This window comes from Marinomonas aquimarina (genome assembly GCF_900089755.1).
In the GTDB taxonomy this organism is placed as follows: Bacteria; Pseudomonadota; Gammaproteobacteria; order Pseudomonadales; family Marinomonadaceae; genus Marinomonas; species Marinomonas aquimarina.
This window is the reverse complement of record NZ_FLOC01000014.1, coordinates 58,260-81,096: the sequence shown is the minus strand read 5'-3', so window position 1 is coordinate 81,096 and position 22,837 is coordinate 58,260. Positions and strand designations below refer to the sequence as shown.

At 48.7% G+C, this 22,837-nt stretch carries 18 protein-coding genes and 1 tRNA gene; 14 read left to right on the top strand and 5 right to left on the bottom strand.

All coding sequences use genetic code 11. The annotated features are described in order from the left end of the window. Positions 1-2 precede the first annotated feature (2 nt). Both MAQ5080_RS12340 and MAQ5080_RS12335 read left to right on the top strand, forming a co-directional pair. Complete coding sequence (locus tag MAQ5080_RS12340) at positions 3-2,078, top strand: EAL domain-containing protein (RefSeq protein ID WP_067210750.1); 2,076 nt, start codon at positions 3-5, stop codon at positions 2,076-2,078. Between the two features lie 315 nt (positions 2,079-2,393). Continuing rightward, positions 2,394-4,295 carry a PhoX family protein gene (locus MAQ5080_RS12335; RefSeq protein WP_067210747.1) on the top strand — a complete coding sequence of 634 codons (1,902 nt, stop codon included), beginning with the start codon at positions 2,394-2,396 and terminating at the stop codon, positions 4,293-4,295. A gap of 128 nt (positions 4,296-4,423) precedes the next feature. Here the strand turns inward: MAQ5080_RS12335 and MAQ5080_RS12330 are convergent, their stop codons facing one another. Together MAQ5080_RS12330 and MAQ5080_RS12325 are read right to left on the bottom strand one after the other, a co-directional pair. Further along, positions 4,424-5,305, bottom strand: a complete 882-nt coding sequence (locus tag MAQ5080_RS12330; RefSeq protein WP_197464616.1) for a leishmanolysin-related zinc metalloendopeptidase — start codon at positions 5,303-5,305, stop codon at positions 4,424-4,426. A gap of 190 nt (positions 5,306-5,495) precedes the next feature. Further along, a tRNA-Leu gene (locus MAQ5080_RS12325) sits at positions 5,496-5,581 on the bottom strand. 222 nt (positions 5,582-5,803) lie between these two features. Here MAQ5080_RS12325 and queA point away from each other — a divergent pair. From queA to secF, 5 genes are all read left to right on the top strand, one after another. After that, positions 5,804-6,865, top strand: coding sequence for a tRNA preQ1(34) S-adenosylmethionine ribosyltransferase-isomerase QueA (gene queA / locus MAQ5080_RS12320; protein WP_067210740.1), 1,062 nt, complete (start codon positions 5,804-5,806; stop codon positions 6,863-6,865). 32 nt (positions 6,866-6,897) lie between these two features. Then, on the top strand, positions 6,898-8,016 hold the full coding sequence (gene tgt / locus MAQ5080_RS12315) for a tRNA guanosine(34) transglycosylase Tgt (RefSeq protein WP_197464619.1): 1,119 nt from the start codon (positions 6,898-6,900) through the stop codon (positions 8,014-8,016). An 89-nt stretch (positions 8,017-8,105) separates the two neighbouring features. After that, positions 8,106-8,432 (top strand): preprotein translocase subunit YajC, encoded by a 327-nt coding sequence (gene yajC / locus MAQ5080_RS12310; protein WP_067210733.1) that lies wholly within the window; start codon positions 8,106-8,108, stop codon positions 8,430-8,432. A 73-nt stretch (positions 8,433-8,505) separates the two neighbouring features. Further along, on the top strand, positions 8,506-10,359 hold the full coding sequence (gene secD, locus MAQ5080_RS12305; protein WP_067210729.1) for a protein translocase subunit SecD: 1,854 nt from the start codon (positions 8,506-8,508) through the stop codon (positions 10,357-10,359). A 14-nt stretch (positions 10,360-10,373) separates the two neighbouring features. Then, positions 10,374-11,279: a protein translocase subunit SecF gene (gene secF / locus MAQ5080_RS12300; RefSeq protein WP_067210726.1), complete on the top strand. Its 906-nt coding sequence runs from the start codon at positions 10,374-10,376 to the stop codon at positions 11,277-11,279. An 81-nt stretch (positions 11,280-11,360) separates the two neighbouring features. On the opposite strand, the gene asd is transcribed toward secF, so the two are convergent. Next, entirely contained in the window at positions 11,361-12,218 is an 858-nt protein-coding gene (gene asd, locus MAQ5080_RS12295; protein ID WP_067210722.1) for an archaetidylserine decarboxylase, read from the bottom strand. Positions 12,219-12,239: 21 nt separating this feature from the next. Next, the gene (locus MAQ5080_RS12290; protein WP_067210718.1) at positions 12,240-13,712 is read right to left on the bottom strand and encodes an HDOD domain-containing protein; all 1,473 of its coding nucleotides are present in this window, start codon (positions 13,710-13,712) and stop codon (positions 12,240-12,242) included. Between the two features lie 128 nt (positions 13,713-13,840). On the opposite strand from MAQ5080_RS12290, the gene motA reads away from it, so the two are divergent. After that, positions 13,841-14,695 carry a flagellar motor stator protein MotA gene (gene motA / locus MAQ5080_RS12285; protein WP_067210714.1) on the top strand — a complete coding sequence of 285 codons (855 nt, stop codon included), beginning with the start codon at positions 13,841-13,843 and terminating at the stop codon, positions 14,693-14,695. Between the two features lie 9 nt (positions 14,696-14,704). After that, a complete protein-coding gene (locus MAQ5080_RS12280; RefSeq protein WP_067210711.1) occupies positions 14,705-15,607 on the top strand; it encodes a flagellar motor protein MotB in 903 nt (300 codons plus the stop codon). Positions 15,608-15,616: 9 nt separating this feature from the next. On the opposite strand, the gene rsgA is transcribed toward MAQ5080_RS12280, so the two are convergent. Beyond that, entirely contained in the window at positions 15,617-16,651 is a 1,035-nt protein-coding gene (gene rsgA, locus MAQ5080_RS12275; RefSeq protein WP_067210707.1) for a small ribosomal subunit biogenesis GTPase RsgA, read from the bottom strand. A 74-nt stretch (positions 16,652-16,725) separates the two neighbouring features. Between rsgA and orn the strand changes: the two genes are divergently transcribed. From orn to mutL, 5 genes are all read left to right on the top strand, one after another. After that, positions 16,726-17,271: an oligoribonuclease gene (gene orn, locus MAQ5080_RS12270; RefSeq protein WP_067210704.1), complete on the top strand. Its 546-nt coding sequence runs from the start codon at positions 16,726-16,728 to the stop codon at positions 17,269-17,271. Between the two features lie 111 nt (positions 17,272-17,382). Then, the gene (locus MAQ5080_RS12265; RefSeq protein WP_067210701.1) at positions 17,383-18,864 is read left to right on the top strand and encodes a bifunctional ADP-dependent NAD(P)H-hydrate dehydratase/NAD(P)H-hydrate epimerase; all 1,482 of its coding nucleotides are present in this window, start codon (positions 17,383-17,385) and stop codon (positions 18,862-18,864) included. Between the two features lie 42 nt (positions 18,865-18,906). Continuing rightward, the gene (gene tsaE, locus MAQ5080_RS12260) at positions 18,907-19,374 is read left to right on the top strand and encodes a tRNA (adenosine(37)-N6)-threonylcarbamoyltransferase complex ATPase subunit type 1 TsaE (RefSeq protein ID WP_067210698.1); all 468 of its coding nucleotides are present in this window, start codon (positions 18,907-18,909) and stop codon (positions 19,372-19,374) included. Between the two features lie 106 nt (positions 19,375-19,480). Then, positions 19,481-20,809: an N-acetylmuramoyl-L-alanine amidase gene (locus tag MAQ5080_RS12255; RefSeq protein ID WP_067210694.1), complete on the top strand. Its 1,329-nt coding sequence runs from the start codon at positions 19,481-19,483 to the stop codon at positions 20,807-20,809. Positions 20,810-20,832: 23 nt separating this feature from the next. Continuing rightward, on the top strand, positions 20,833-22,836 hold the full coding sequence (mutL, locus tag MAQ5080_RS12250) for a DNA mismatch repair endonuclease MutL (protein ID WP_067210691.1): 2,004 nt from the start codon (positions 20,833-20,835) through the stop codon (positions 22,834-22,836). The last annotated feature ends 1 nt before the right edge of the window (position 22,837 follow it).

Here is a 22,837-nt window from a genome sequence, read left to right as displayed (position 1 = left end):
GAATGAGCAGTCAAGAAGGAGTTTTGTATCAAGCGCTACTGAATGCCGCTGCAGATGGAATTATCATCATTAATTTCCGAGGCATCATCGAGACCTTTTCCCCGGCAGCTGAAAAGCTGTTCGGTTATCAGGCGGATGAGGTCATCGGACAAAATGTTTCCATGCTGATGCCGAAAGACGTTGCTGTGAAGCACGACGAATACATTCATGGGCACTTGACAACGGGTAAAACGGAAATTATTGGGCGTGGCCGAGAGGTAACGGCATGCCGTAAAAACGGCGAGTTGTTTGAAATGCACCTGTCCATTGGCAGGACGACCAGTGTGGACGGCAAGCCTTCATTTGTTGGTATTTGTCACGACCTCACTGAGTACAAGAGGGCCTTGTACCAGCTAGAGCGAATCGATATGCGCTATCGCAGCGTATTCGACAGTCAGGGTTTGTTCATTGTGCGAATGACCTTGGATGGCCATATTATGTTAGCCAATCGCACCTTCGAAAGTCTCTTTAATCAGCCTCTATCTAAACGCCTTGATAAGTTTACCGATTGCTTGTTTGACAGCAGTAAGGAAGAGTTCTTGGGGCGCATGGAAATGCTGCGACAGGGTGGTGAAAATGAATTCAAGCTGCCGCTGACACTGCAAGTAGGGGGACAGCGTAATGAAGTGGAATGGTGGTTGCGCCGCGTGACCGACCGTGACGGTACCCATATCCAAGCTGTGGGCATTGATGTGTCCGAAAAAGTCATTGCTGCCAACGAAGTGTTTTTCTTAAAGCATTTTGATAGCGTGACTAAGCTGCCAAACCTAGAGTTCTTACGTAAGAAATTTGATCAGCTAGAGCCTGTTAGCAAAGCCCAACCCTATGCCTTTGTGCAATTTGAATTGGCCAATCTTAAGCGCATGTTGAAGCTGGATGGTGATAGCGAAGTGGATGAAAAGCTACGCCGCATTACATCCGTGTTTGATGAAGATTCGACCATTGTAATGGCCAGCCGTCTGGCACAAGGGTGCTTTTTGGTTGTCTATCGTGTGCCGCAATACAGTGATGTGGAGGATTACGTCAGTGCTTGTTTGGATAATTTACAGGAATTGCTTAATCTGCATGAAGTAGTCGGCTCTGAGCTGCGTGCGGGTTGTGCCGTATATGAGTGTGGGGAAAGCTTTGATCAATCGGTGGCTCGTTCGCACATGGCACTGGTGCATTCTGAGCAAGAAAATATTCCCTTTATGCTTTACAACGAGTCTATTCAAAAAGAATACGAACGTTCAAAGCAAATAGAAAAGAGCCTGCTGGGAGCTTTGGCGCTGGGTAAGATCCAGGTATTCATGCAGCCTAAGATTGATTTAGGCTCGGGGCAAGTGTGTGGCTATGAAGCCTTGATGCGTTGGCACGACACTAAGCTTGGTTTTGTGTCGCCGCTGGAAATTATCAAGGTGGTGCAGGAATTGGATTTGGTCATCGAACTTGATAAATACATTATCACTAAGACGTTGAATGCCATTCAGGCCCACCGATCTCTGTTCTCTGAGCAGCAGCCAGTTTCCATTAATGTGTCTGCCAAAAGTTTTGTGCGCCGTGATGTGATGGAGCATTTGATTATTGGCCTGCAAGAGCGCGGTTTGCCGTCAGAGGTGGTGGAAGTGGAAGTGACCGAGGATGCGGTCTTGTCCATTGGTGAGGCGGTAAAAGCCAATGCCGACTTGTTGCGAACCCACCGTATCAATATTTGTTTGGATGACTTTGGTACCGGTTATTCGGCATTAAGTTATTTGGGTAAATTGCCTCTAGATAACCTCAAAATTGATCGTGAATTTGTTAATGAAGTGAAGACAAATCGTGGTCGAGTGATGCTGGAAGCCATTGTGTCGATTGCTAAGTCACTGCACCTTACGGTGACCGCGGAAGGGGTAGAAGACCAAGAGCAGCACGATATTCTTGCGGCCATTGGCTGTGATTTTGCGCAAGGCTACTTGTATGCCAAAGCATTGCCAACTGACGAATTGCAACCATTTCTGATCGCGCGTAATGATGCCTGTTTGCAACAGGGGTTACTGCCTAGCCTAGAGCACCAATAGCTCAATTGTCACTGCGCTGGGGCTTTTCTTAAGACCCAGTGCCGCCTTCCTTATTTGGCCTTTTTGGGGGCGCACGATTTTAGTCTATCTTCTATGTTAGTGGTTGATTTATAGCCTAACTTTTTGATATACGGTTATATTTTGAATTTTGAATTTTGAATTTTGAATTTTGAATATAAGCAGGAATTGTAACCGAACGGTCATTTTACTATCACGTAACTGACATCCAAACACGGCTTAATATGTCTCGAATGAAATAGAGCGCGGCCAGAGCGCCAATAACGAAAAGTCGATTGATATATTGAGGGAATTGCAATGTCAGTGAAGCAAGATCAAATGCTAGGTTTTGACGAGCACGATGAATTAGTACGTCCAGCGGCAGAAGTGGTGGAATTTGAAGAAACAGCAAAAGCAATGGTTTCGCGTCGTGGCTTCCTAACAGGTGGTGCGGCAGTCGGTGCGACCGCATTTGTTATGGGTTCTACGACTTTTGCTGCGGGTAATGCCTTGGCAAGCGAAGAAGTGAAAATGTCTCGTTTGGCATTTGAAATGGTTAAAGCCAACGCACTGGATACGGTGACTGTGCCTGCGGGTTACAACTGGCAAGTGCTAGCGTCTTGGGGTGAGCCTCTGTTCTCAAATGCGCCAGCATTTGATCCAGCGACAGGTGGTACTGGCGAGTCGCAAGAACTAGCCTTTGGTGACCACAATGACGGTATGGCGCTATTCTCTCACAATGGTCGTCAGATTCTTTGTGTGAACAACGAATACACTAACGCTTCAACACTGCACGCTAACCGTGCTGACGGCAAGCCAGTAAACGCTGATGATGTGCGTAAGAACAAAGCGGCGCACGGCGTATCTGTAGTCGAGATCGCACGCAAAGACGGCAAATGGAGCATCGTAAAAGACTCCGAATTCAACCGTCGTATCACGGCTGACACGGAAATGGACATCACTGGTCCAGCTCGTGGCCATGATCTGATGAAGACCAAAGCGGACCCTAAAGGTGTGGTAGCGAAGGGTACTTGGAACAACTGTGGTAACGGCCAAACCCCATGGGGCACTTACCTAACGTGTGAAGAGAACTTCAACGGTTACTTCTCTTCTAGCAATAAAAACTTGGCGCTAACGCCACAAATGAAGCGTTACGGTATCAGCCATGACGATCGCGGCTACAACTGGGCGCTAGCGGATGCTCGTTTTGACCTATCTAAAGACCCACAAGAGCCAAACCGTTTTGGTTACATTGTTGAGATTGATCCACTAAACCCAACGGCACGTCCTAAAAAACGTACTGCACTAGGTCGCTTCAAACACGAAAACGCTGAAGTGGAAGTGGCAGCGAACGGTCACGTTGTGGTTTACCTAGGCGATGACGAGCGTGGTGAGTTCCTATACCGCTTCGTGTCTAAGAACAAATACGTTGTTGGTGGTGATAACACAGATCTTCTAGAAGAAGGTACTTTGTACGTTGCCAAGTTCAACGAGAACAACACTGGTCACTGGATTGCCCTAACACCAGAAGCGACTGGTATGAGCGAAGCGGAAATCGCTATCTACACTCGTGAAGCGGCTTCTAAAGTGGGTGCGACAACCATGGACCGTCCTGAATGGGTAGCGTCTAACCCGAATAAAGCGGAAGTCTACTGTGCGCTAACCAACAACAAAAACCGTGGCGTGAAACCAAACGCGGGTGGTGATGAGACGCCGCCAGCAGGTCCGAACCCACGCGTGAAAAACAACTACGGTCAAATCGTACGTTGGGAGCCAGCCAACCAAGATCACACAGCTGAGAAGTTTACTTGGGATCTATTTGTCCTAGCGGGTAACCCAGCAGTGTACGACGACGCTTACGCGGGTTCTAAGAACGTTAATAAAGACAACATGTTTAACTCACCAGACGGCTTGAAGTTCGACAGCAAAGGTTTGCTTTGGATTCAAACGGACGGTAACTACTCAAACGAAAAAGATTTCGCAGGTCAGGGTAACAACCAAATGTTGGTGGGTGATCCAGAAACCGGTGAAATCAAACGCTTCCTAGTGGGTCCAAAAGAGTGTGAAATCACGGGCGCCGCATGGAGTGCCGACCGTACGACAATGTTCGTAAGCATCCAGCACCCAGGTGAGAAGGGTAACTCTGTATGGCCAAACGGCGGTACACCACGTTCAAGTGTCATCGCGATCTCTCGTGATGACGGTGAAATGATCGGCTAATATTAGCTACTAAGTTTCCTGCAACGGCGCCTAATAGGCGCCGTTTTTTTGCTGGTGAAATTGAAATGACAAAGCCCCTAACGCTTGTTAGGGGCTTTGCTAATTTGATTGAAAACGTAAGGGGTATTCTAAGCGAAAAAATCTGGCTCTATGTCGTAGCCCAAATCAGCAAGGCCAGCGTAGGTCATTTCTGATAAGTAGTTGCCATCAATATTGATGTAGCCTGTCATTAGCTCGTTGCCGTAGGTCTCATCATCCCAGTGGCCGCCTGCTGTACCTGAGCCGCCATCACTTTCAATTACTACATCCGTACCAAACTCGCTATTGGAGTATTGATGGGCAGATAATTCACTGCCATAAACATAGGCAATGCTATCGTCCGTTGGTTTCTTGGTGCCGTTAGTATCAATTTCTGTGGTCACTAAGCCTCTGTAATCCCATAGTGTTCCCAGCCCAAGGGTGTGAATCATTTCATGTAGCACGATGTCATACCATAAGCCTGCATTGTCGTAGCTGGCGGCATCGGCGCTATCGAATTCCATGATACCTGCCGATGTGAGTAGGGTGTCGCTCCAAATATAGGTCGGTCCAGCTCTACCCAATACCCCGCCTTCGCCATCAATATCGATTAGAGAGGCATCAATCGTAATATCATCATAGCCATCTGGCGCAATATCATTAGTAATGAGAGTGCTGAGAAAGTCGGCCGCATAAATAAAGTCTTCTTTAAGGTCATCCGTCCAAAGCACGCCGTAGAAATCAATATGGATATTGAACTCAAGAATATCGTCTACGTTATCTTCGCCACTGATATATGTATCGGTAATTTCAGGGTTGGTGGAGGTGGTCCCACTGTCGTTGCTGCCTTTATTGCCCTGTCCGCCCCCTTTACCCCCTTTGGCATCTAAAAATGCGTCGAAAAGAACGGTTTCAAATTCCATTTGTTGGTTCTGGCCAAAGCCCTGATGGGAGAGTCCATATTCCGAATTAATAAGTTTCTTAGAATTCATGGCTAAGCTACCTTCTAGAATGTCCTTTAAGTATCGAACAGAAATGCACATTATTTAATCAATTGTGGCGTTTTTCTTATATCTATTCTTTATAAGAAGAGGGGCTAGCAAGGTCGCTATATTTCACGAGGAGGGGCTTAAAACGAAAAAAGCCCCGAACTATCGTTCGGGGCTTTTCGCATCTTAAAGATGGTACCAGTGGCCGGACTCGAACCGGCACGCTTTATAGGCAATGGATTTTGAATCCATCGTGTCTACCAATTCCACCACACTGGCTTTGAAAAAGGTGAGGCGTATTATGGTTATTTCTTTGAGGGTGTCAACGATTTTTCTCGAAATAATTCAAAAAAATATAGCCGGCTTAGTTTTTGTTTAAAAGCTGAACAAAAGACAAAATTAACCGAGCCGTTAACTGGCAAATCTTCTTATATCGTACCCAAGTGATTAGAAATTCGCTAAAATGCCGCATCATTTTTCTAGGTAAACAAAATAGCTATTATGCGCGTTTCTGATTATCGCTTTGAGCTACCTGAAGAACTCATTGCACGCTACCCAATGCCTGAACGTTCAGCGAGCCGCTTGCTTAAGCTGGATGGCCCAACAGGCGAACTGTCACACAATACATTTAAAGATGTCTTAGACTTCGTTGAGCCGGGTGATCTGATGGTGTTTAACAACACCCGAGTGATTCCAGCGCGTTTGTACGGCCAAAAAGCATCGGGCGGTAAGCTTGAACTGCTGGTTGAGCGTTTATTATCAGAACACGAGATTTTAGCGCACGTGCGTTGCAGTAAGTCGCCCAAAGTGGGAAACCGCTTAGAGTTAGGGACCGATCGTGGCGCTGCCCACGGCGCGGAGATGGTCGGCCGTGATGATACTCTGTTCCATTTGCGCTTTGATGAGCCGGTATTGGAAGTCTTGGAAAAAGTAGGACATATGCCGCTGCCGCCTTACATCGAACGTCCTGATGATGAGAGCGACCAAGAGCGTTACCAAACGGTATACAACAAAACCCCAGGGGCGGTGGCGGCACCGACTGCGGGTCTGCATTTTGATGATGGCTTGCTGGCAAAGCTAAAAGACAAGGGTGTTGATACAGCGTTTGTCACGCTTCACGTTGGCGCAGGTACGTTCCAACCGGTTCGTGTTGATGATGTGAAAGATCATGTGATGCACTCTGAGTACGCTGAAGTGTCACAAGAAGTGGTGGATAAAGTGCGTGCCACCAAAGCCGCTGGTAAGCGTGTCATCGCTGTGGGAACCACCAGTGTTCGCTCGCTAGAATCGGCCAGTCAGTCCGGTCAGATTGAGCCGTTTGCTACCGATACCAGCATCTTTATTTACCCAGGTTATGAATTCAAAACTGTCGATGTGTTGGTGACCAATTTCCACCTACCTGAATCGACACTTATCATGTTGATCAGTGCCTTTGCGGGTTATAACAATGTGATGAATGCCTATCATGTGGCCGTAGCAGAAAAATACCGTTTCTTTAGTTACGGCGATGCCATGTTTATTACTCGAAATCCAAAGGCCAAAGGGCCAACAGCTGAGGAATAAGACGAATGTCAGATAAACGTCCAGAATGTTTTATGGACTTTGAGGTGCTTGCGACCTCTGGTAAAGCTCGCCGTGCGCGCTTGAGCTTTCCACGTGGCGATATTGAGACGCCAGCGTTCATGCCAGTCGGCACGTATGGCACAGTAAAAAGTATGCTGACCAAGGATATTGAAGCGATTGGCGCGGATATCATCTTGGGGAACACCTTCCACCTTTGGTTGCGTCCAGGCACGGAGGTTATCAAAGCCCATGGTGACTTGCATGACTTTACCCAATGGCAAAAACCGATCCTGACTGACTCAGGCGGTTTCCAAGTGTTCTCATTGGGAGATATGCGTAAGATCACCGAACAAGGGGTTAGCTTCCGCTCTCCGGTCAACGGTGACAAGGTCTTCCTAAGTCCAGAAATCTCCATGCAGGTGCAGCGTGACTTGGGTTCAGACATCGTGATGATCTTTGACGAGTGTACTCCATACCCAGCCACTGAAGACGAAGCGGCGAAGTCCATGCGTATGAGTTTGCGTTGGGCGCAGCGCTCCAAAGATGCCCACGGTGATAGCCCATCTGCCTTGTTTGGCATCATTCAAGGCAGTATGTACGAGCAGCTACGTGATGAGTCGCTTGAAGCTCTAACCAATATTGGTTTCGACGGCTACGCCATTGGTGGTTTGTCAGTAGGCGAGCCAAAAGAAGATATGGTTCGTATCCTCGATCATGTGGCCTATAAAATGCCAGAAGATAAGCCTCGCTACCTAATGGGCGTAGGTAAGCCAGAAGACCTGGTGGAAGGTGTGCGTCGTGGTGTCGACATGTTCGACTGTGTGATGCCAACTCGTAATGCCCGCAATGGTCACTTGTTTACCTCAGAAGGGATTATTCGTATCCGTAATGCCTTCCACCGCTACGATACCGATCCATTAGACAAAGAATGTGATTGTTATACTTGTAAAAACTTTTCTCGGTCTTATCTACATCATCTAGACAAGTGTCAGGAAATGGTCGGCGCGCAACTGAATACGATTCACAATTTACGTTACTACCAGAACTTAATGGCAGGATTGCGTAAAGCGCTGGATGAAGGTAGATTTGATGCCTTCGTAGATGAGTTTTACGCGAAACGTGGTATGGAAACCCCACCACTGAGTGAGTAACAACTGTCGAAATGAATTGTCAAAGTAGCGCAACTATTTACTGAATAATATGCGCATACCGTTTTTTTAACCATTGGAGAGTAAACACCATGATCGCTTTGATCTCACCAGCTTACGCTGACGGTGCTGCACCAGCTGACGCAGGTATTTTTAACCTGGTATTGTTGGTTGGTTTTGTTGTTATCTTTTATTTCTTGATGTGGCGTCCACAAGCTAAACGCACTAAAGAGCATCGTAACCTACTTGCTTCTTTGGCGAAGGGCACTGAAGTGGTAACAAATGGTGGTGTTCTAGGTAAAGTAACGAAAGTTGATGACAACTACGTTGTGCTAGAAGTTGCCGACAACATTGAGATGAAATTCCAGAAATCTGCCATTGGTGCAGTGTTGCCAAAAGGCACTCTGAAATCGATCTAATGTTATGAGAAAAGCGCCTCTGGCGCTTTTCTACTTTCTTGGTCATTTTATTTGTAAGCTCCAAGGACTCTACATGCTTAACAAGTACCCCTTGTGGAAGTATTTGCTTATTGTGCTCGTGGTCGCGTTTGGCGTTATTTATGCGCTGCCAAACCTGTATCCAGACGATCCGGCACTTCAACTATCCACTCAAAAATCCACTTCTGTGGTAGATCAGCGTACCCTTGCGACGGCAGAAACGGCCCTTCAAGACGCTGGGATTGATCTAAAAGAAGCTGAAATTACCAGTGCAGGCGGAACCCTGCGTTTTCATAACGGCGAAGACCAATTGGCTGCAAAGCCTGTGATTGCAGCAGCATTAGGCGAGAATTACGTTGTCGCACTTAACCTAGTGCCAACAACACCAGAGTGGCTATCTTCTATCGGTGCGGGCCCAGCAAAACTTGGTTTGGACTTACGTGGCGGTGTGCATTTCCTATTGGAAGTGGATACGCCAGCGGCGCTGAAGCAGCGTTTAGACGTTGCTGCGAGTGAAATGAAGAATAGCCTGCGTACCGAGCGTATTCGTTACCGCAGTGTAGAGGTAAACAATGGTGTCATGTCGATCCGCTTCCTACGTGAAGAAGATCAACAGGCAGCTTTAGAGTTGTTGGAAGACGAGTTTACTGAGTATGTCTACAACACATCGAACGAAGGCTCTGACTACTTTGTTGAAGTAGGTTTTACGGAAACAGCGCGTGCTGAAGTGGAAGCCTATGCCTTACAGCAAAACTTAACCACACTACGTAACCGTGTCAACGAGCTAGGTGTAGCGGAGCCACTGGTTCAGCGTCAAGGCAGCAATCGTATTGTGGTGGAGCTACCGGGTGTACAGGATACCGCGGCTGCGAAACGTATTATTGGTGCCACAGCGAACCTTGAGTTCCGTTTAGAGGCGGGTCTTGATGCGAACGCTTCTGAAGTCGATACACTGACTTTCCGTGATGGCAGTGGTCGTACGGCGCGTCTAGAACGTGATGTGATCATTACCGGTGACAGTGTGGCCGACGCTAATTCTTCTTTTGATGAAAATGGTCGCCCACAAGTAAACATCAGTCTTGATGGTAAAGGCGGCTCGCAGATGGCACGTGTCACACGTACGGCTGTTGGTCGTAACATGGCCGTTGTGTTCATTGAGCATAAGAGCCGTAGCCGCTTTGTTGAAGATGAGAACGGTGAGTTGACCGAGGTGCGTCGTAGCTACAGCGAGAGAAATATTATTTCTTTGGCTACCATTCAAACGACGCTAGGTAACTCTTTCCGTATTACCGGTCTAGACAGTCCGCGTGAGTCGTCTGAGTTGGCGCTATTGCTACGTGCGGGTGCTTTGGCGGCCCCTATCTACTTTGTTGAAGAACGTACCATTGGTCCAAGCCTAGGTGCTGAAAACATCCGTCTAGGTGTGTTGTCGGCGCAAATTGGTTTGTTGGTTGTGATGGCCTTTATGCTGGTGTACTACAAGGTATTCGGTATCTTTGCCAATGTTTCGCTAGCCTTGAACATTGTTCTATTGATGGCCTTTATGTCATTGCTGTCAGCGACGCTTACTTTGCCAGGCATTGCCGGTATCGTATTGACCATGGGTATGGCGGTGGATGCCAACGTGCTCATATTCTCGCGGATACGAGAAGAGTTGAAAGCTGGCTTGCCGAGTCAGCAGGCGATTCACTCAGGTTTCAACCGAGCGTTTACGACGATTTTAGATGCTAACATCACCACTCTGTTGGTGGCAGTGATTCTATTCGCGGTGGGCACAGGGCCAGTTAAAGGTTTTGCTGTGACACTTTCTCTTGGTATTTTGACGTCTATGTTTACAGCGATTGTTGTAACTCGTGCCCAAATCAATTTGGTGTACGGCGGGCGTAAAAATAAGCGCTTATTTATCTAGGAGACAGCGAAACAATGAATATTCCATTTATGGCTATGCGCAAAATCATCGCAATGATCTCCGTTGCTATGGTACTTGCTTCACTTGGTTCGCTCGCCGTTAAGGGGCTTAAGTTTGGCTTAGACTTTACTGGCGGCAGTTTGATTGAAGTTCAATATGAGCAGGCTCCAGCATTAGATGATGTGCGTACTTTGTTGGCAGATGCAGAGTATCAAGATGTTACCGTGCAGAACTTCGGTTCGCCGGTAGATGTGGTGGTGCGTATGGGGAATGCCTATACGCCAACCCTTGGTGATGAGGTGTTGAGCACATTACGTGATAACGACAATGTTCAGGTAGAGCTAATGCGCTCTGAGTACGTTGGCGGTCAAGTGGGTGAAGAGCTCCGTGAGCAAGGTGGGCTAGGCATGTTGTTAGCCTTGGCCATTGTCATGGTGTATGTGGCCGTGCGTTTCCAGTTCAAGTTCTCGGTAGCGTCCGTTGTGGCGTTGGCGCACGACGTGATTATCACGCTAGGTATTTTCTCCTTGTTCGAGTTGGAGTTTGACCTAACTGTGTTAGCAGCGATCTTGGCGGTGATTGGTTACTCGCTGAACGATACCATCGTTGTGTGTGACCGTATTCGTGAGAACTTTCGTATCATGCGTGATACCACGCCCTATGAATTGATCAATGAATCGATCAACCAGACCTTGGGTCGTACCATCATCACGTCGATGACGACCATGTTTGTATTGTTGGTACTGTTCTTCTTTGGTGGTGAGAGTATCCATAACTTCTCACTGGCATTGCTGATTGGTATTTTGATCGGTACTTACTCATCGATCTTTGTAGCGGCGAACCTCTTGTTGGCGCAAAACATCACTCGTGAAGATCTGGTGCCGACACCAAAAGAAGAGTTGGAAGACGAAATGCCATAAGCGGTTTTGTCTTAGTAGAATAAAAAAGCCCGCACACTGTGCGGGCTTTTGTGTTTGTGGCTGGCGAAAAGGCCAGCTGTGCTAGCGGGTAACGCGACCGAATGCCATGCCCATACGTGTTTGGCTGTCTGCTTGTAGGTGTTTCTCCCACTCTGCTACATCTTTTCCAAACAGAACAATGGCGGTTGATCCCAGTTTAAAGCGGCCCATCTCTGTGCCTTTCTTAAGCTCAACGTTTGCCAGCTTGTCATAGTCCCAAGTTTGCACCTGTTTACTAAACGGAGTGACTTGGCCAGTCCATACCGTTTCGATGCTGGCGACAATCATGGCACCTACTAGGATGACGGCCATAGGGCCTGCGGCTGTCTCAAAAATGCACACGGTGCGTTCGTTGCGTGCGAAAACGCTTGGGATTTGCTCGGCAGTCACCTTGTTTACTGAGAACAGTTTTCCAGGTACATGAATCGTTTTCACCAGCTTGCCTGTTAAAGGCATGTGCACGCGGTGGTAATCCCGTGGTGATAGGTAAACGGTGGCAAATTTGCCGCCAAGGAACTGATTGGATAATTCTGCATCGCCACCCAGTAGCTCCGTTAGACTGTAACGGTGCCCTTTGGCTTGGTAAATAGTGCCATGATCAATGTTACCGATTTGGCTAATGGCGCCATCAGCAGGGCAGGCAATGACTTTGTCGCCGCCAGCAATCGGGCGCAATTCTGGTTTGATGGCACGGGTAAAGAAGTCATTAAAATTGCGGTAGCTGAGCGGGTCTTCATTGATCGCTTCGCTCATGTCCACTTGATATTTTTTGACGAACTGGCTGATGAAAGTGTTCTTAACCGGTTTGCTGGTGCATTCTGCAATGCGGCCAACAAAGCGAGACAGTGCTTTTTGTGGGGTAATGTGCTGAAGGAAAGCAAAAAGCTGATCTTTATTCACAGGGGATCCTAGTACAGTAAATTAGTCTGCAAGTTTGATAACACGTTTAAAGGTATCGAACTGTTCTCTATCTAGTTGGCCTTTCCCGGCCAACCAGTAAATGTAGGTTTCCTGCTCGTTGATAGGTGACGAGGCGAGGAATAAGTGCTGTTTGCCATTGAGTAACGCCTCAATGCCATCCGGCAGGTCTTTGGTCATATTGGCAAATTTTGTTTCATCAAAGTGAACCGCGACGCGCTTGCTAACCAGTTTGGCGATCACTCCAGAGGGGGAGTTCCATTTGATGCTTTTCAGGGTGTTCACATCGTAGCCAAACTGCAACAAAGGGCTGAGTTTGTTGTCACTCGCAGTATGCTTAAGGATAAGTATTTGCTCGCTTTGCCCTTTAAATAGGGCCAGTAATGCCTTCATCGCAAGGGTGGTGCGCTGCTTGTTATCCGTCACCCCTTGCAGCTTGCTTTGCAGTTGGGCTAGCGGGCTTGTTTTGGTGCTTTTAACGGTATTGGTTGACCCTGTTGTACGAGTAAATAAAACCGGTGACAGCAACTGAGCCGCTAAACTTTGCTTGGCCGAGTAGCGGGCATCTTTGGCAGCTTCGGTGGTGGCGTAGTGGGTCACTTGAATCGCGTCGCCCAAACGAATGTGGATGATGGCGGCAATCACACGATAAAAGAAAGGGAGATTCTTGCTGCCCCAGCCAACCACATTGGCCTCTTGGGCAACTCGAGAGGCGCAGTAGGCCAAAATCAGCGGACTGTTCATTAAAATGGTGATGCGCTTATCTTCGGCAAACCCCGGCAGCTGATCGGGGGTATGGGTTAAGCGAGCAATACTTTGCAATTCTTCTGCGGTGGGAACTTGGTCTGTTAAAAACGATTCGATAATGATGGTAGGAACTTTCCATTGTTTGAAAAGTGCCACAGTCAACTCATCAATACGGCAGCCCAAAATCGCGTTTTCGGCGCTGACCGTGCTTTCACCACGACGAATGCGTTGTGTTAACTGATCCATTTCGTCGTGGGCATGGAACCACAAGAGCCAGCGAATGGCATCACGGAAAAACGTGATCCAAAAGACGTCTTCAACGTGGCTGATTTTCTTTTCGATGGCCCAGCGGCGCGCCATCGCAGCCGCTTCGTAACTGATCTGAACTTCGCGAGAAAAAGCGCGATGGGCGTGGTTCTTACCGTTTGGCATGTACGGCTCCAGCGCATCGAATACCCTACCAATGCCGGACATACCAATCATGGAGGCAGCATGGATAGGGCTCTTGATATCATTGCGCTTGTACTCAACCATGGTATTGGCTTGGTTGAGGATGGCAAAAGCTAACATCGGCTCGGAAGCGATGTTTTTCTGCATTCTATCTAGCGTTTCGTCAGGGGTTTTAATTTGCTTCTTAAGTTTAGCAATGCTGTCAGAGCCAACTGGAAACTTCCTGTCTTGCAGATAGAGTAGCCATTCGTTTAGACCAAAGGGTGACTTATTCTTCATAGCTCGTTACATTTAAGGCTCAAGGCATTGTTAAATAATCGTTTCATTGCCGTTTCTGTTGCATGGATGCACTAATCATACTGTATATTGTCTGGTGAGCATACACTGTCAAAAAGTAGGATGTAAGAATGTTCGTAATCGCTGGAATGCTGATTGTAATTGTAAGTGTTGTCACTGGCTATTTAGCTGCACATGGAGAGTTGTTGGCATTGTGGCAACCGTTTGAAGTGTTAATTATTTGTGGTGCCGCCTTTGGCGCTTTTTTAATTGCAAATCCAGTATCACTGCAGAAGAAAACCTTTAAATTGCTACCACAGGTGTTATTCGGCAGCAGACATAATCGAGAGTTTTACTCTCAACTTTTGACCTGTGTGTTCAGTCTGTTTCAGCGTAGTCGTCAAGATGGATTTTTAGCCGTTGAGCAAGACGTAGAAGCCCCGTTTGAGAGTGAGCTCTTTAGCCGCTTCCCTGATGTCATACGAGACCATGAGTTGGTCGAGTTCTTTACCGACAATTACCGTGTATACACCATTACGGGGCTGCCATCTCATGAGCTTGAAGCCATGATGGATTCTGAATTGGAATTGATTTCCGAAGAGTTGATTGCCCCAGGGCATGCGGTCAATCGGGTGGCAGAGGCTTTGCCGGGCTTTGGTATTGTGGCGGCAGTGTTGGGTATCGTCATCACCATGGGCTCGATTGGTGGGCCAATGGAAGAAATCGGTGCCCACGTGGCGGCAGCCTTGGTCGGTACTTTCTTGGGCATCTTTTTCGCTTACGGTTTTGTGGGGCCTGTGTCGGCTAACCTTGAGCGACTAGGGGAGCAGGAGTTGCAGGCCTATCTTTGCATTAAAGCCTGCTTAAGTGCCATGGCATCAGGTCATCCTCCAGCCATCTCTGTTGAGGCAGGGCGCAAGCTTTTGCCATCGCATTTGCGTCCAAGCTTTATTGAGTTATCTGATTTAGTGAAGCAGTTTCGCTAAGGCATCGTTATGAATAATTACGACCCAGTCATACGGCGCGTTAAGAAAATCAAAAAAGGTGGTCACCATGGCGGCGCTTGGAAAATCGCGTTAGCTGATTTTGCCTTGGCGATGATGGCATTTTTTCTGGTGCTTTGGATCATCAATGTGGCCTCACCTGATGAGCTGGCGGCCATTGAAGGGTATTTCAACGACCCAGCGGGGATGTCAACGGCGGGCTACAGCAATCATCCTATTGATCTAGGGGGCAGTCCTGCCATGAGCACAGAGCGCAAGCTGGATATGGCTCTACCCGAGCCTGGCAGTACCCCTGAGCTGACGGACGAGCAGGCTCGGCGCGAAGGTATTAATGGTAATGAGCTGGAGAAAATGAATGCCATGTTGGTGGAGCAATTCAATAGCATGGATCGCATCAATTCGAATAATCACAGCATGCGCATTGAAATCACGCCAGAAGGGGTGCGCATCACCTTAATCGATGATCCTGATAAGCCGATGTTTGAGCGCGGTAGCGCACGCTTGGTAGCGGATATGGAAAACACCTTGTTATCCATGGCTTCGGTCTTTGCTCGGGTGAGTAACCCTGTGGTGATTACCGGTCATACGGATGCATCGGCGTTTGTCGGTGATGGCTATCAGGACAATTGGGATCTTTCTAGCGAGCGTGCGAATGCCGCGAAGCGTGCCTTAGTTGAAGGTGGGTTAGCGCCGCGCCGCATTGCCCAAGTGATTGGCTTGGCGGATACCGTCCCTTACGATCGGGTGGATCCAAGCAGCGCGGAGAATCGTCGTGTGTCGATTACGCTCATGACGGATGCGGCTTATAAGCGCCTGCTTGAAAGCAGTCGCCGCCGTTTTGGTGGTAGCCAAGTAGAATTGGATCCTAGTTTGACGCCGGAAAGTGTGTTTTAAACGATGCCTTTAAAAGGCATCGTTATCACGAATGGACTGTCGGATGCGTAAATAGCTTTCAAAGCGGTGCGCTGAGATTTCACCTTTTTCTAACGCTTCGCGAATGGCACAGCCTGGCTCTTGTTCATGGGAGCAGTCGCGGAATTTGCAGTAGCCAAGGTGCGGACGAAACTCGATAAACCCTTCCAGTAATTCCTCTTCGCTGATGTGCCACAAACCAAACTCACGAATCCCAGGGGAGTCAATTAAGTCACCACCGGAGGGCATATGGAACAGTCGCGCGGTAGTGGTGGTATGCGTACCTTTTTTACGTTTTTGCGAGAGTTCGCCTACGCTGATTTCGATGTCTGGCAGCAAGGTGCCAATCAAAGAGGATTTGCCCACACCTGACTGTCCGACTAAGACACTGATACGATCCTGTAAAAAGTCATACAGGGCACTCATGCCTTGCTCATCTTTCGTTGAAGTACGAATCACATGATAGCCTAGGTCAACGTAGGTGCTGAGAAGGCTGTCTAGCTCTTCTTTGTTGGCCTCGTCAATGAGATCACATTTGTTCAATAGAATGACGGGCGGGATATCGACGGTTTCCGCTGCCACAAGATAGCGATCGATCAGGTTGGCGTGCGGTACGGGTTCTGCAGCGATAACCACCACAATAAAGTCAATGTTGGCTGCTACGGGCTTTAAGCGGCCATGCATGTCTGGGCGTTGCAGTAGGGTGTCACGATCGGCACGAGCCACCACGACGCCCCCTTCGTTTTGCTTGGGTCGCCATACGACTTTGTCACCGGTAACCAGTTGACCAAGGTTAGCGCGCATGTTGCAGCGTGTACTTTGGCCAATGTGGGGTTCTTGCGTACCTTCCACTTCTACTTGCGTACCAAAGTGGGAGATGATGATCCCTTCGGTTTCTGGGCCTAGATCAGACGACTGTAACGTTTCTTCGGCGCGATCTGCACGCTTTTGGGTGCGTTCCATGCGTTCTTTTTGAATACGCTCTATGCGCCAGGCTTGTTGTTTGGTCAGCTTTCGTTTTGACATTCGTATTTGTGGGTCGTTAATTTAAACGCATAGAGTATAATGGCTGGCAATTAAAATACAGGATTGAGTGCGATATGAGTTACAGTGAAGACAACCTGATCTGGATTGATTTAGAAATGACCGGATTGGAGCCCGATACGGACACGATTATTGAGATTGCGACCATCGTTACTGATAAAGACCTGAATGTTTTGGGGAAAGGTCCTAACTTAGCGATCCACCAAGATAAAGCCGTCATGGACGCCATGGATGAATGGTGTACGACACACCATGGTCAATCAGGCCTGACTGAGCGTGTGCTGAATTCAAGTATCTCTATGGAAGATGCGGAAGCACAAACCATCGCTTTCCTAGAGCAGTTTGTGCCAGCGGGCAAATCGCCTATCTGTGGCAACAGTGTTGGCCAAGATCGCCGCTTCTTGTACCGCTACATGCCAAAGCTTGAAGCGTATTTTCACTATCGCTATCTAGATGTCAGTACGATTAAAGAGCTGGCGAAGCGTTGGAAGCCTGAGGCGCTAGAAGGTTTTGAGAAAAAAGGTGCACACCTAGCTCTTGATGACATCATTGAGTCGATTGACGAATTGAAGCATTACCGTCAGACCATGTTTGGTTTGTAGGCGCTCAGTCGTGCTTTGATAATGTGGGTCAAGGCCCACATTATCATTCATATCCGCTATGCTTGTCAGATACGCTTATTGATCCACTAATAAGATCGGGAGACAGCCGTTATGCCATCCGTCCTTCTTCCCCAACGCTTTTTACGCCCCCTTTTTGATATTGCCGGTATCCGTGCTCGCGAACAGGCCAGCTTTGCCCATGAAGGGGCCAGTTTCCCTATGATGCTGCGTGCAGGCCAAGCACTGTATGGCCATATTCTACGGCGTCAGCCCAATATTGCGCAGCTGGCAGTGGTAGTCGGCGGAGGCAATAACGGTGGTGATGGCTGGATTGTGGCATATCTTGCTGCGCAAGACGGTATCCAGGTGCGTGTTTATGATGTGGCCAACTCACCAAGAAAAGGCGACGCCAAATTGGCTGAAGAGCAGGCGATGGGGCACCCGCGAATTGAGGTAAGAAGCTTTCATGAGCTGGAGTATGACAGCGCGGCAGTGATTGTGGATGCCTTATTGGGAATCGGGTTTCAGGCCCCCTTGTCCGATATGTATGAGCAGGTAATCGGTGCCGTCAACCAGTTGTCTGCACAAGGGGCTTGGGTGGTCAGCGTGGACTGCCCCAGTGGGTTGGATCTTCATTCTGGTCAGGCGACGTTGGCCGTTCAAGCCGATCTGGTGGTGACCTTTATCGGTGATAAAATTGGCCACTATCTGCAAGATGGCCCAGTATACTGTCATGAAATCGTCACGGAAAACTTGCAAGCTGTTGACTTGTCAGAGCAACCGCAAGCATACTTTCTTGAACCTGCCGCACTTGATCACTTTCCTCCATGCCAACGACGTTTGAACTCTCATAAGGGAACTTATGGGCATGTAACTGTCATAGGTGGAGATCATGGTTTTGGCGGTGCAGCGATTATGGCCAGTGAAGCGGCTGCAAAAGCTGGGGCTGGAACCGTTAGTTTGTTGACACAAGAAACGCATCTGATGGCTGCCTTGGTGCGTAACCCGAATGTGATGGCCGTCTCAGCAGAGCTGGCGGATATTCGCGCAACCTTGAGAGGTGAGCAATCCGTGCTGGTGGTGGGGCCAGGTCTAGGCCGTAGCGCTTGGTCGAAGAGTGTCTGGCAACAATGTCAGTCTCTCAGTCAGCCTACCGTAGTGGATGCCGATGGTCTGTACTGGCTCGGCCTGAGTTCAGTGCAACTTGATCAGCTAGTGCTGACCCCACATCCGGGGGAGGCGGCGCGCTTGCTGGAAAAAGATGTAAAAGAAATTCTTCAAGATTTGCCGCGCGCGGCGAGTGAGATCGCCAATCGCTACCAAGCAGTGGTGATTCTAAAGGGTGCGACAAGTGTGGTGGCATCGCCAGATGGACGCCTGATGATTGTTGGTAAACCTTGCCCAGGGTTAGCAAAAGGCGGCTCGGGCGATGTGTTAAGTGGCATGGTAGGCGCTTGTTTGGCCTTTTATCAGGATGCTTACGAGGCGGCAGTAATGGCTGCGGCGTGGCACAACAAGGCGGCGCAAGCCTGTAGCGCAAAAATCGGTATGGTGGCCATGCAGCCTTATCAGTTATTGGATTATTTGGAATGATTTTTCGCACACGGGTGTGTGTAGATAAGTGAGTAGACAAAGATGTTAGAACGAGAAGTATTTGGCGAAGACGCCATGGAGCTGTTTGGGGAAAACCTAGCAGCATCACTCAAAAGTGGTGGGGTGGTGTATCTAGACGGTAATCTAGGTATGGGTAAAACAACGCTGGTGCGCGGGATTTTGCGTGGATTGGGCTATATTGGGCCAGTGAAAAGTCCAACCTATACCATAGTGGAGCCATATGAGTTGGATCAAATTGAAGTGTACCACTTTGATTTGTATCGTATTAGTGATGCCGAAGAGTTGGAATACATGGGTATTCGCGATTATTTTAAAGACGGGGCTTTATGTTTGGTCGAATGGGCCGAAATGGGTACGGGGGTGCTACCTCAACCTGATCTAGTGGTGCATTTGGACTTGGTTCGTCATGGTCGATCGATCTCCATTGAGCCGAAAACTAGCTATGGTGTCGAAGCGGTAGCAGAGATATCCCAACGGCTTGCCAGCTGATTTTAGAAAGGAGGCCATGCCTCCTTTTTTATTCTCTTGAGTTGTCTATTTGAGATCAAAGTCGGCAAGCGTTATAGTGTCCACATATACTTGCTAGCTGTCTGATATGTATAAAAAATTCTTTTCTCTTTATTGGTTGTTGCCAGTGCTTTTTCTGGCGCTCAGCGCGGTAGCGCAAGCGGCGCAGGTCAAAGATATTCGCGTTGCCCAGCAGCCTGGTGCGACGCGCTTGGTGTTTGAGCTGGATAGCTCTGTCAGCCATCGCATGTTTCCGTTAAGCAACCCTGATCGTATTGTTTTGGATGTCAGTAATACCGACATTTCTCAAGATGTGGTCAATGGGCTGTCGGCCTTATCATCGGATGTTTTGATGCGCGTACGCTATGCCAAACGTGAAAATGGTATGCGCTTTGTTTTGGATTTAAACAAAAAGGTCAAAGCGAAAACTTCCGAACTGGGGGCGGCAGGTGAGTATGGTCCGCGCATTTTGGTCGAGCTTGAATACGGTACCCAAAATAATACCGCGGCGGTGGTGAAGAGTCTGGCTTCGATCTCGGACGAAAAGCGTGACGTCGTGGTGGTGATTGATCCTGGACATGGTGGCAAAGATCCTGGTGCCCTAGGGCAATACAAGGTTCGTGAAAAAGATATTGTCTTGTCGATAGGGCGAGAGTTAGCCAAACGCTTGAATGCCATTCAAGGTATTAAAGCCGTGTTGACGCGTTCCACCGATGAGTATTTGCAGTTGCGTGACCGTTCACGCATTGCTCGAGAAGCCAATGCTGACCTGATGATCTCTATTCATGCGGACGCCTTCACTAAGCCGTCGGCCCGAGGTGCGTCGGTCTGGGCTTTGTCGTTAAGTGGTAAAACCTCAGAGATGGGTCGTTGGCTGGCGCAACAAGAGCAAGCGGCAGACTTAGTGGGTGGTATCTCTTTGGACGATAAAGACCAATTGTTGGCCGAAGTGCTATTGGATATGTCGATGAACTCGACTATTCAGATGAGTTTAGACATTGGTAATAAAGTCTTGCGAGAAATGAAAGGGGTGGCCGTGTTGCATAAAAACTCGGTTCAGCAAGCGGGCTTTGTTGTGCTGAAATCCCCTGATATTCCATCCATCTTGGTGGAAACCGGTTTCGTCTCAAATAAGACAGAAGCGAAGAACTTATCTAGCTTAACCTATCGTCGTAAATTGGCGGCCTCCATAGCTAATGGGGTGGAAGACTTTTTCTTCTCGAATCCCCCTGATGGTACCTATATAGCGTGGCGTAAAAACCAAACGGGGGGATATACCTACACCGTTTCCAAAGGGGATACCCTTTCCGAAATCGCTCGTAGAAATGGTGTTTCCCTTGATTCGCTGCGCTCCGCCAATACTTTGCGCAATGATGTGATTTGGGTTGGGCAGAAGCTATCCATTCCCGCCGGTTAAATGCCGTTCAATAAAGGAATCCCATGTCTAGAATAAGCTTGCTATCACCCCGCCTTGCCAACCAGATCGCGGCAGGTGAGGTGGTAGAACGTCCCGCGTCAGTGGTCAAAGAACTTCTCGAAAACAGTTTGGATGCTGGCGCCACACAACTGGATATTGATGTTGAGCAAGGCGGCGTGCGTGGCATTAAAATCCGAGACAATGGCCGCGGTATTGTCAAAGATGACCTATCTTTGGCGTTAAGCCGTCATGCCACCAGTAAAATCATTACCTTAGATGATCTCGAAGCGGTCGCAACACTTGGCTTTCGTGGTGAGGCGTTGGCCAGTATCAGTTCCGTATCACGATTGCATTTAACGTCGTGTGCAGAAGGTGAGCAAGAAGCTTGGCGGGTGGAAGCGGAAGGTAAGGATATGGCGACGTCAGTTCGCCCGGCCTCGCACCCACAGGGGACTACCATTGAGGCTCGAGATTTATTCTTTAATACGCCTGCACGACGTAAGTTTTTGCGCACCGAAAAAACCGAGTTTGGTCACCTTGAAGAAGTGGTTAAGCGCTTGGCGCTGAGCCGTTACGATGTGGGCTTTCGTCTTAATCACAATGGCAAGCAGGTGTATGACCTGCGTCCTGTTCAGGACCAGCTGCATGCGGAGCACCGTTTAGCGACCTTGCTCGGTAAGAAGTTTATTGAAAACGCGCTCACCATTGATGTGGAGGCCGCAGGCTTACGGCTATGGGGATGGATTGGTCTGCCGACCTTTTCACGTTCTCAGGCTGACCTGCAGTACTTCTTCGTTAATGGTCGAGTGGTGCGTGACAAGCTGGTGGCTCATGCGGTACGCCAAGCTTATCGTGATGTCTTATATAATGGTCGCCATCCGACCTTTGTGCTGTATTTGGAGTTAGATCCTGGCACGGTGGATGTCAACGTGCATCCTACCAAGCATGAAGTGCGTTTTCGTGATGGTCGCCTAGTACACGATTTTCTATTTAGTCGTATTCATAAAGTGTTGGCTGATGTGCGTCCTGAAACAGGTATGTCAGGCAGCGCGGAAAATCCTATTCAGCGCCAAGAGCCGCAGCTTCAAGAGCAAGAAAAACTGAGCTTAGGGCATCCGAGTCAAGCTCGAGATGTGTCTTGGATGAGCGCTGGTCAAGGTGCTCAAGGCACAGCGCCTAGCGCGAATGGCGGTTATTCTGCTGCGGGCAACTATACTCCTTCAGAGGGCCCAAGCGCTGCGCAAGTAACAGGGCAGCTCAGTGCAGTATCGCAAATGGCGGATTTTGCTCGTCAGTTTGCGGGAGAAGAAGTGGACCCAGAGACGGGAGAGATTAAGCCAATTGCGGCCGAAACGCCGTTCACGTCAACCAATGTCAGTCCTATTTTGCAAACCAATGAGGGAACGGGGCGTGTGCGTGAAGCTCTACCGCGAGAAGGCATTATGCCTCCGTTGGGGTATGCGGTGGCGCAGTTACATGGTATTTATATCCTGTCTGAAACCGAACAAGGCATGATTATTGTCGATATGCATGCCGCCCATGAGCGCATTGTCTATGAGCGCATGAAAGCGGCGTTTTACTCCAAAAATGTGCCATCACAGCCGTTATTAGTTCCGATCAACGTGTCCATCTCGCAGGCCGAAGCGGACTTGGTAGAAGATCAGCACGATGTCTTTGTGCAGTTTGGTTTTAACATTGAGCGTTCAGGCCCTGAAAGTGTCATGGTGCGTGAGGTGCCGGTGATCTTGATCAACGGTGATATTGAAAGCTTGGTGCGCGACGTGATCAGTGACTTGGTGGTCAATGGTACAACGGACTTACTGCAGGCGCGCGCGAACGAATTGATGGCGACCATGGCTTGTCATGGAGCGGTGCGAGCCAATCGCAAATTGTCGGTTGCGGAAATGAACAGCTTGCTGCGCGATATGGAAGTCACCGAGCGTAGCGGGCAATGTAATCACGGACGTCCAACTTGGACGCAGTTGTCGATGTCTGATCTAGATAAATTATTTTTACGGGGTCGTTAAT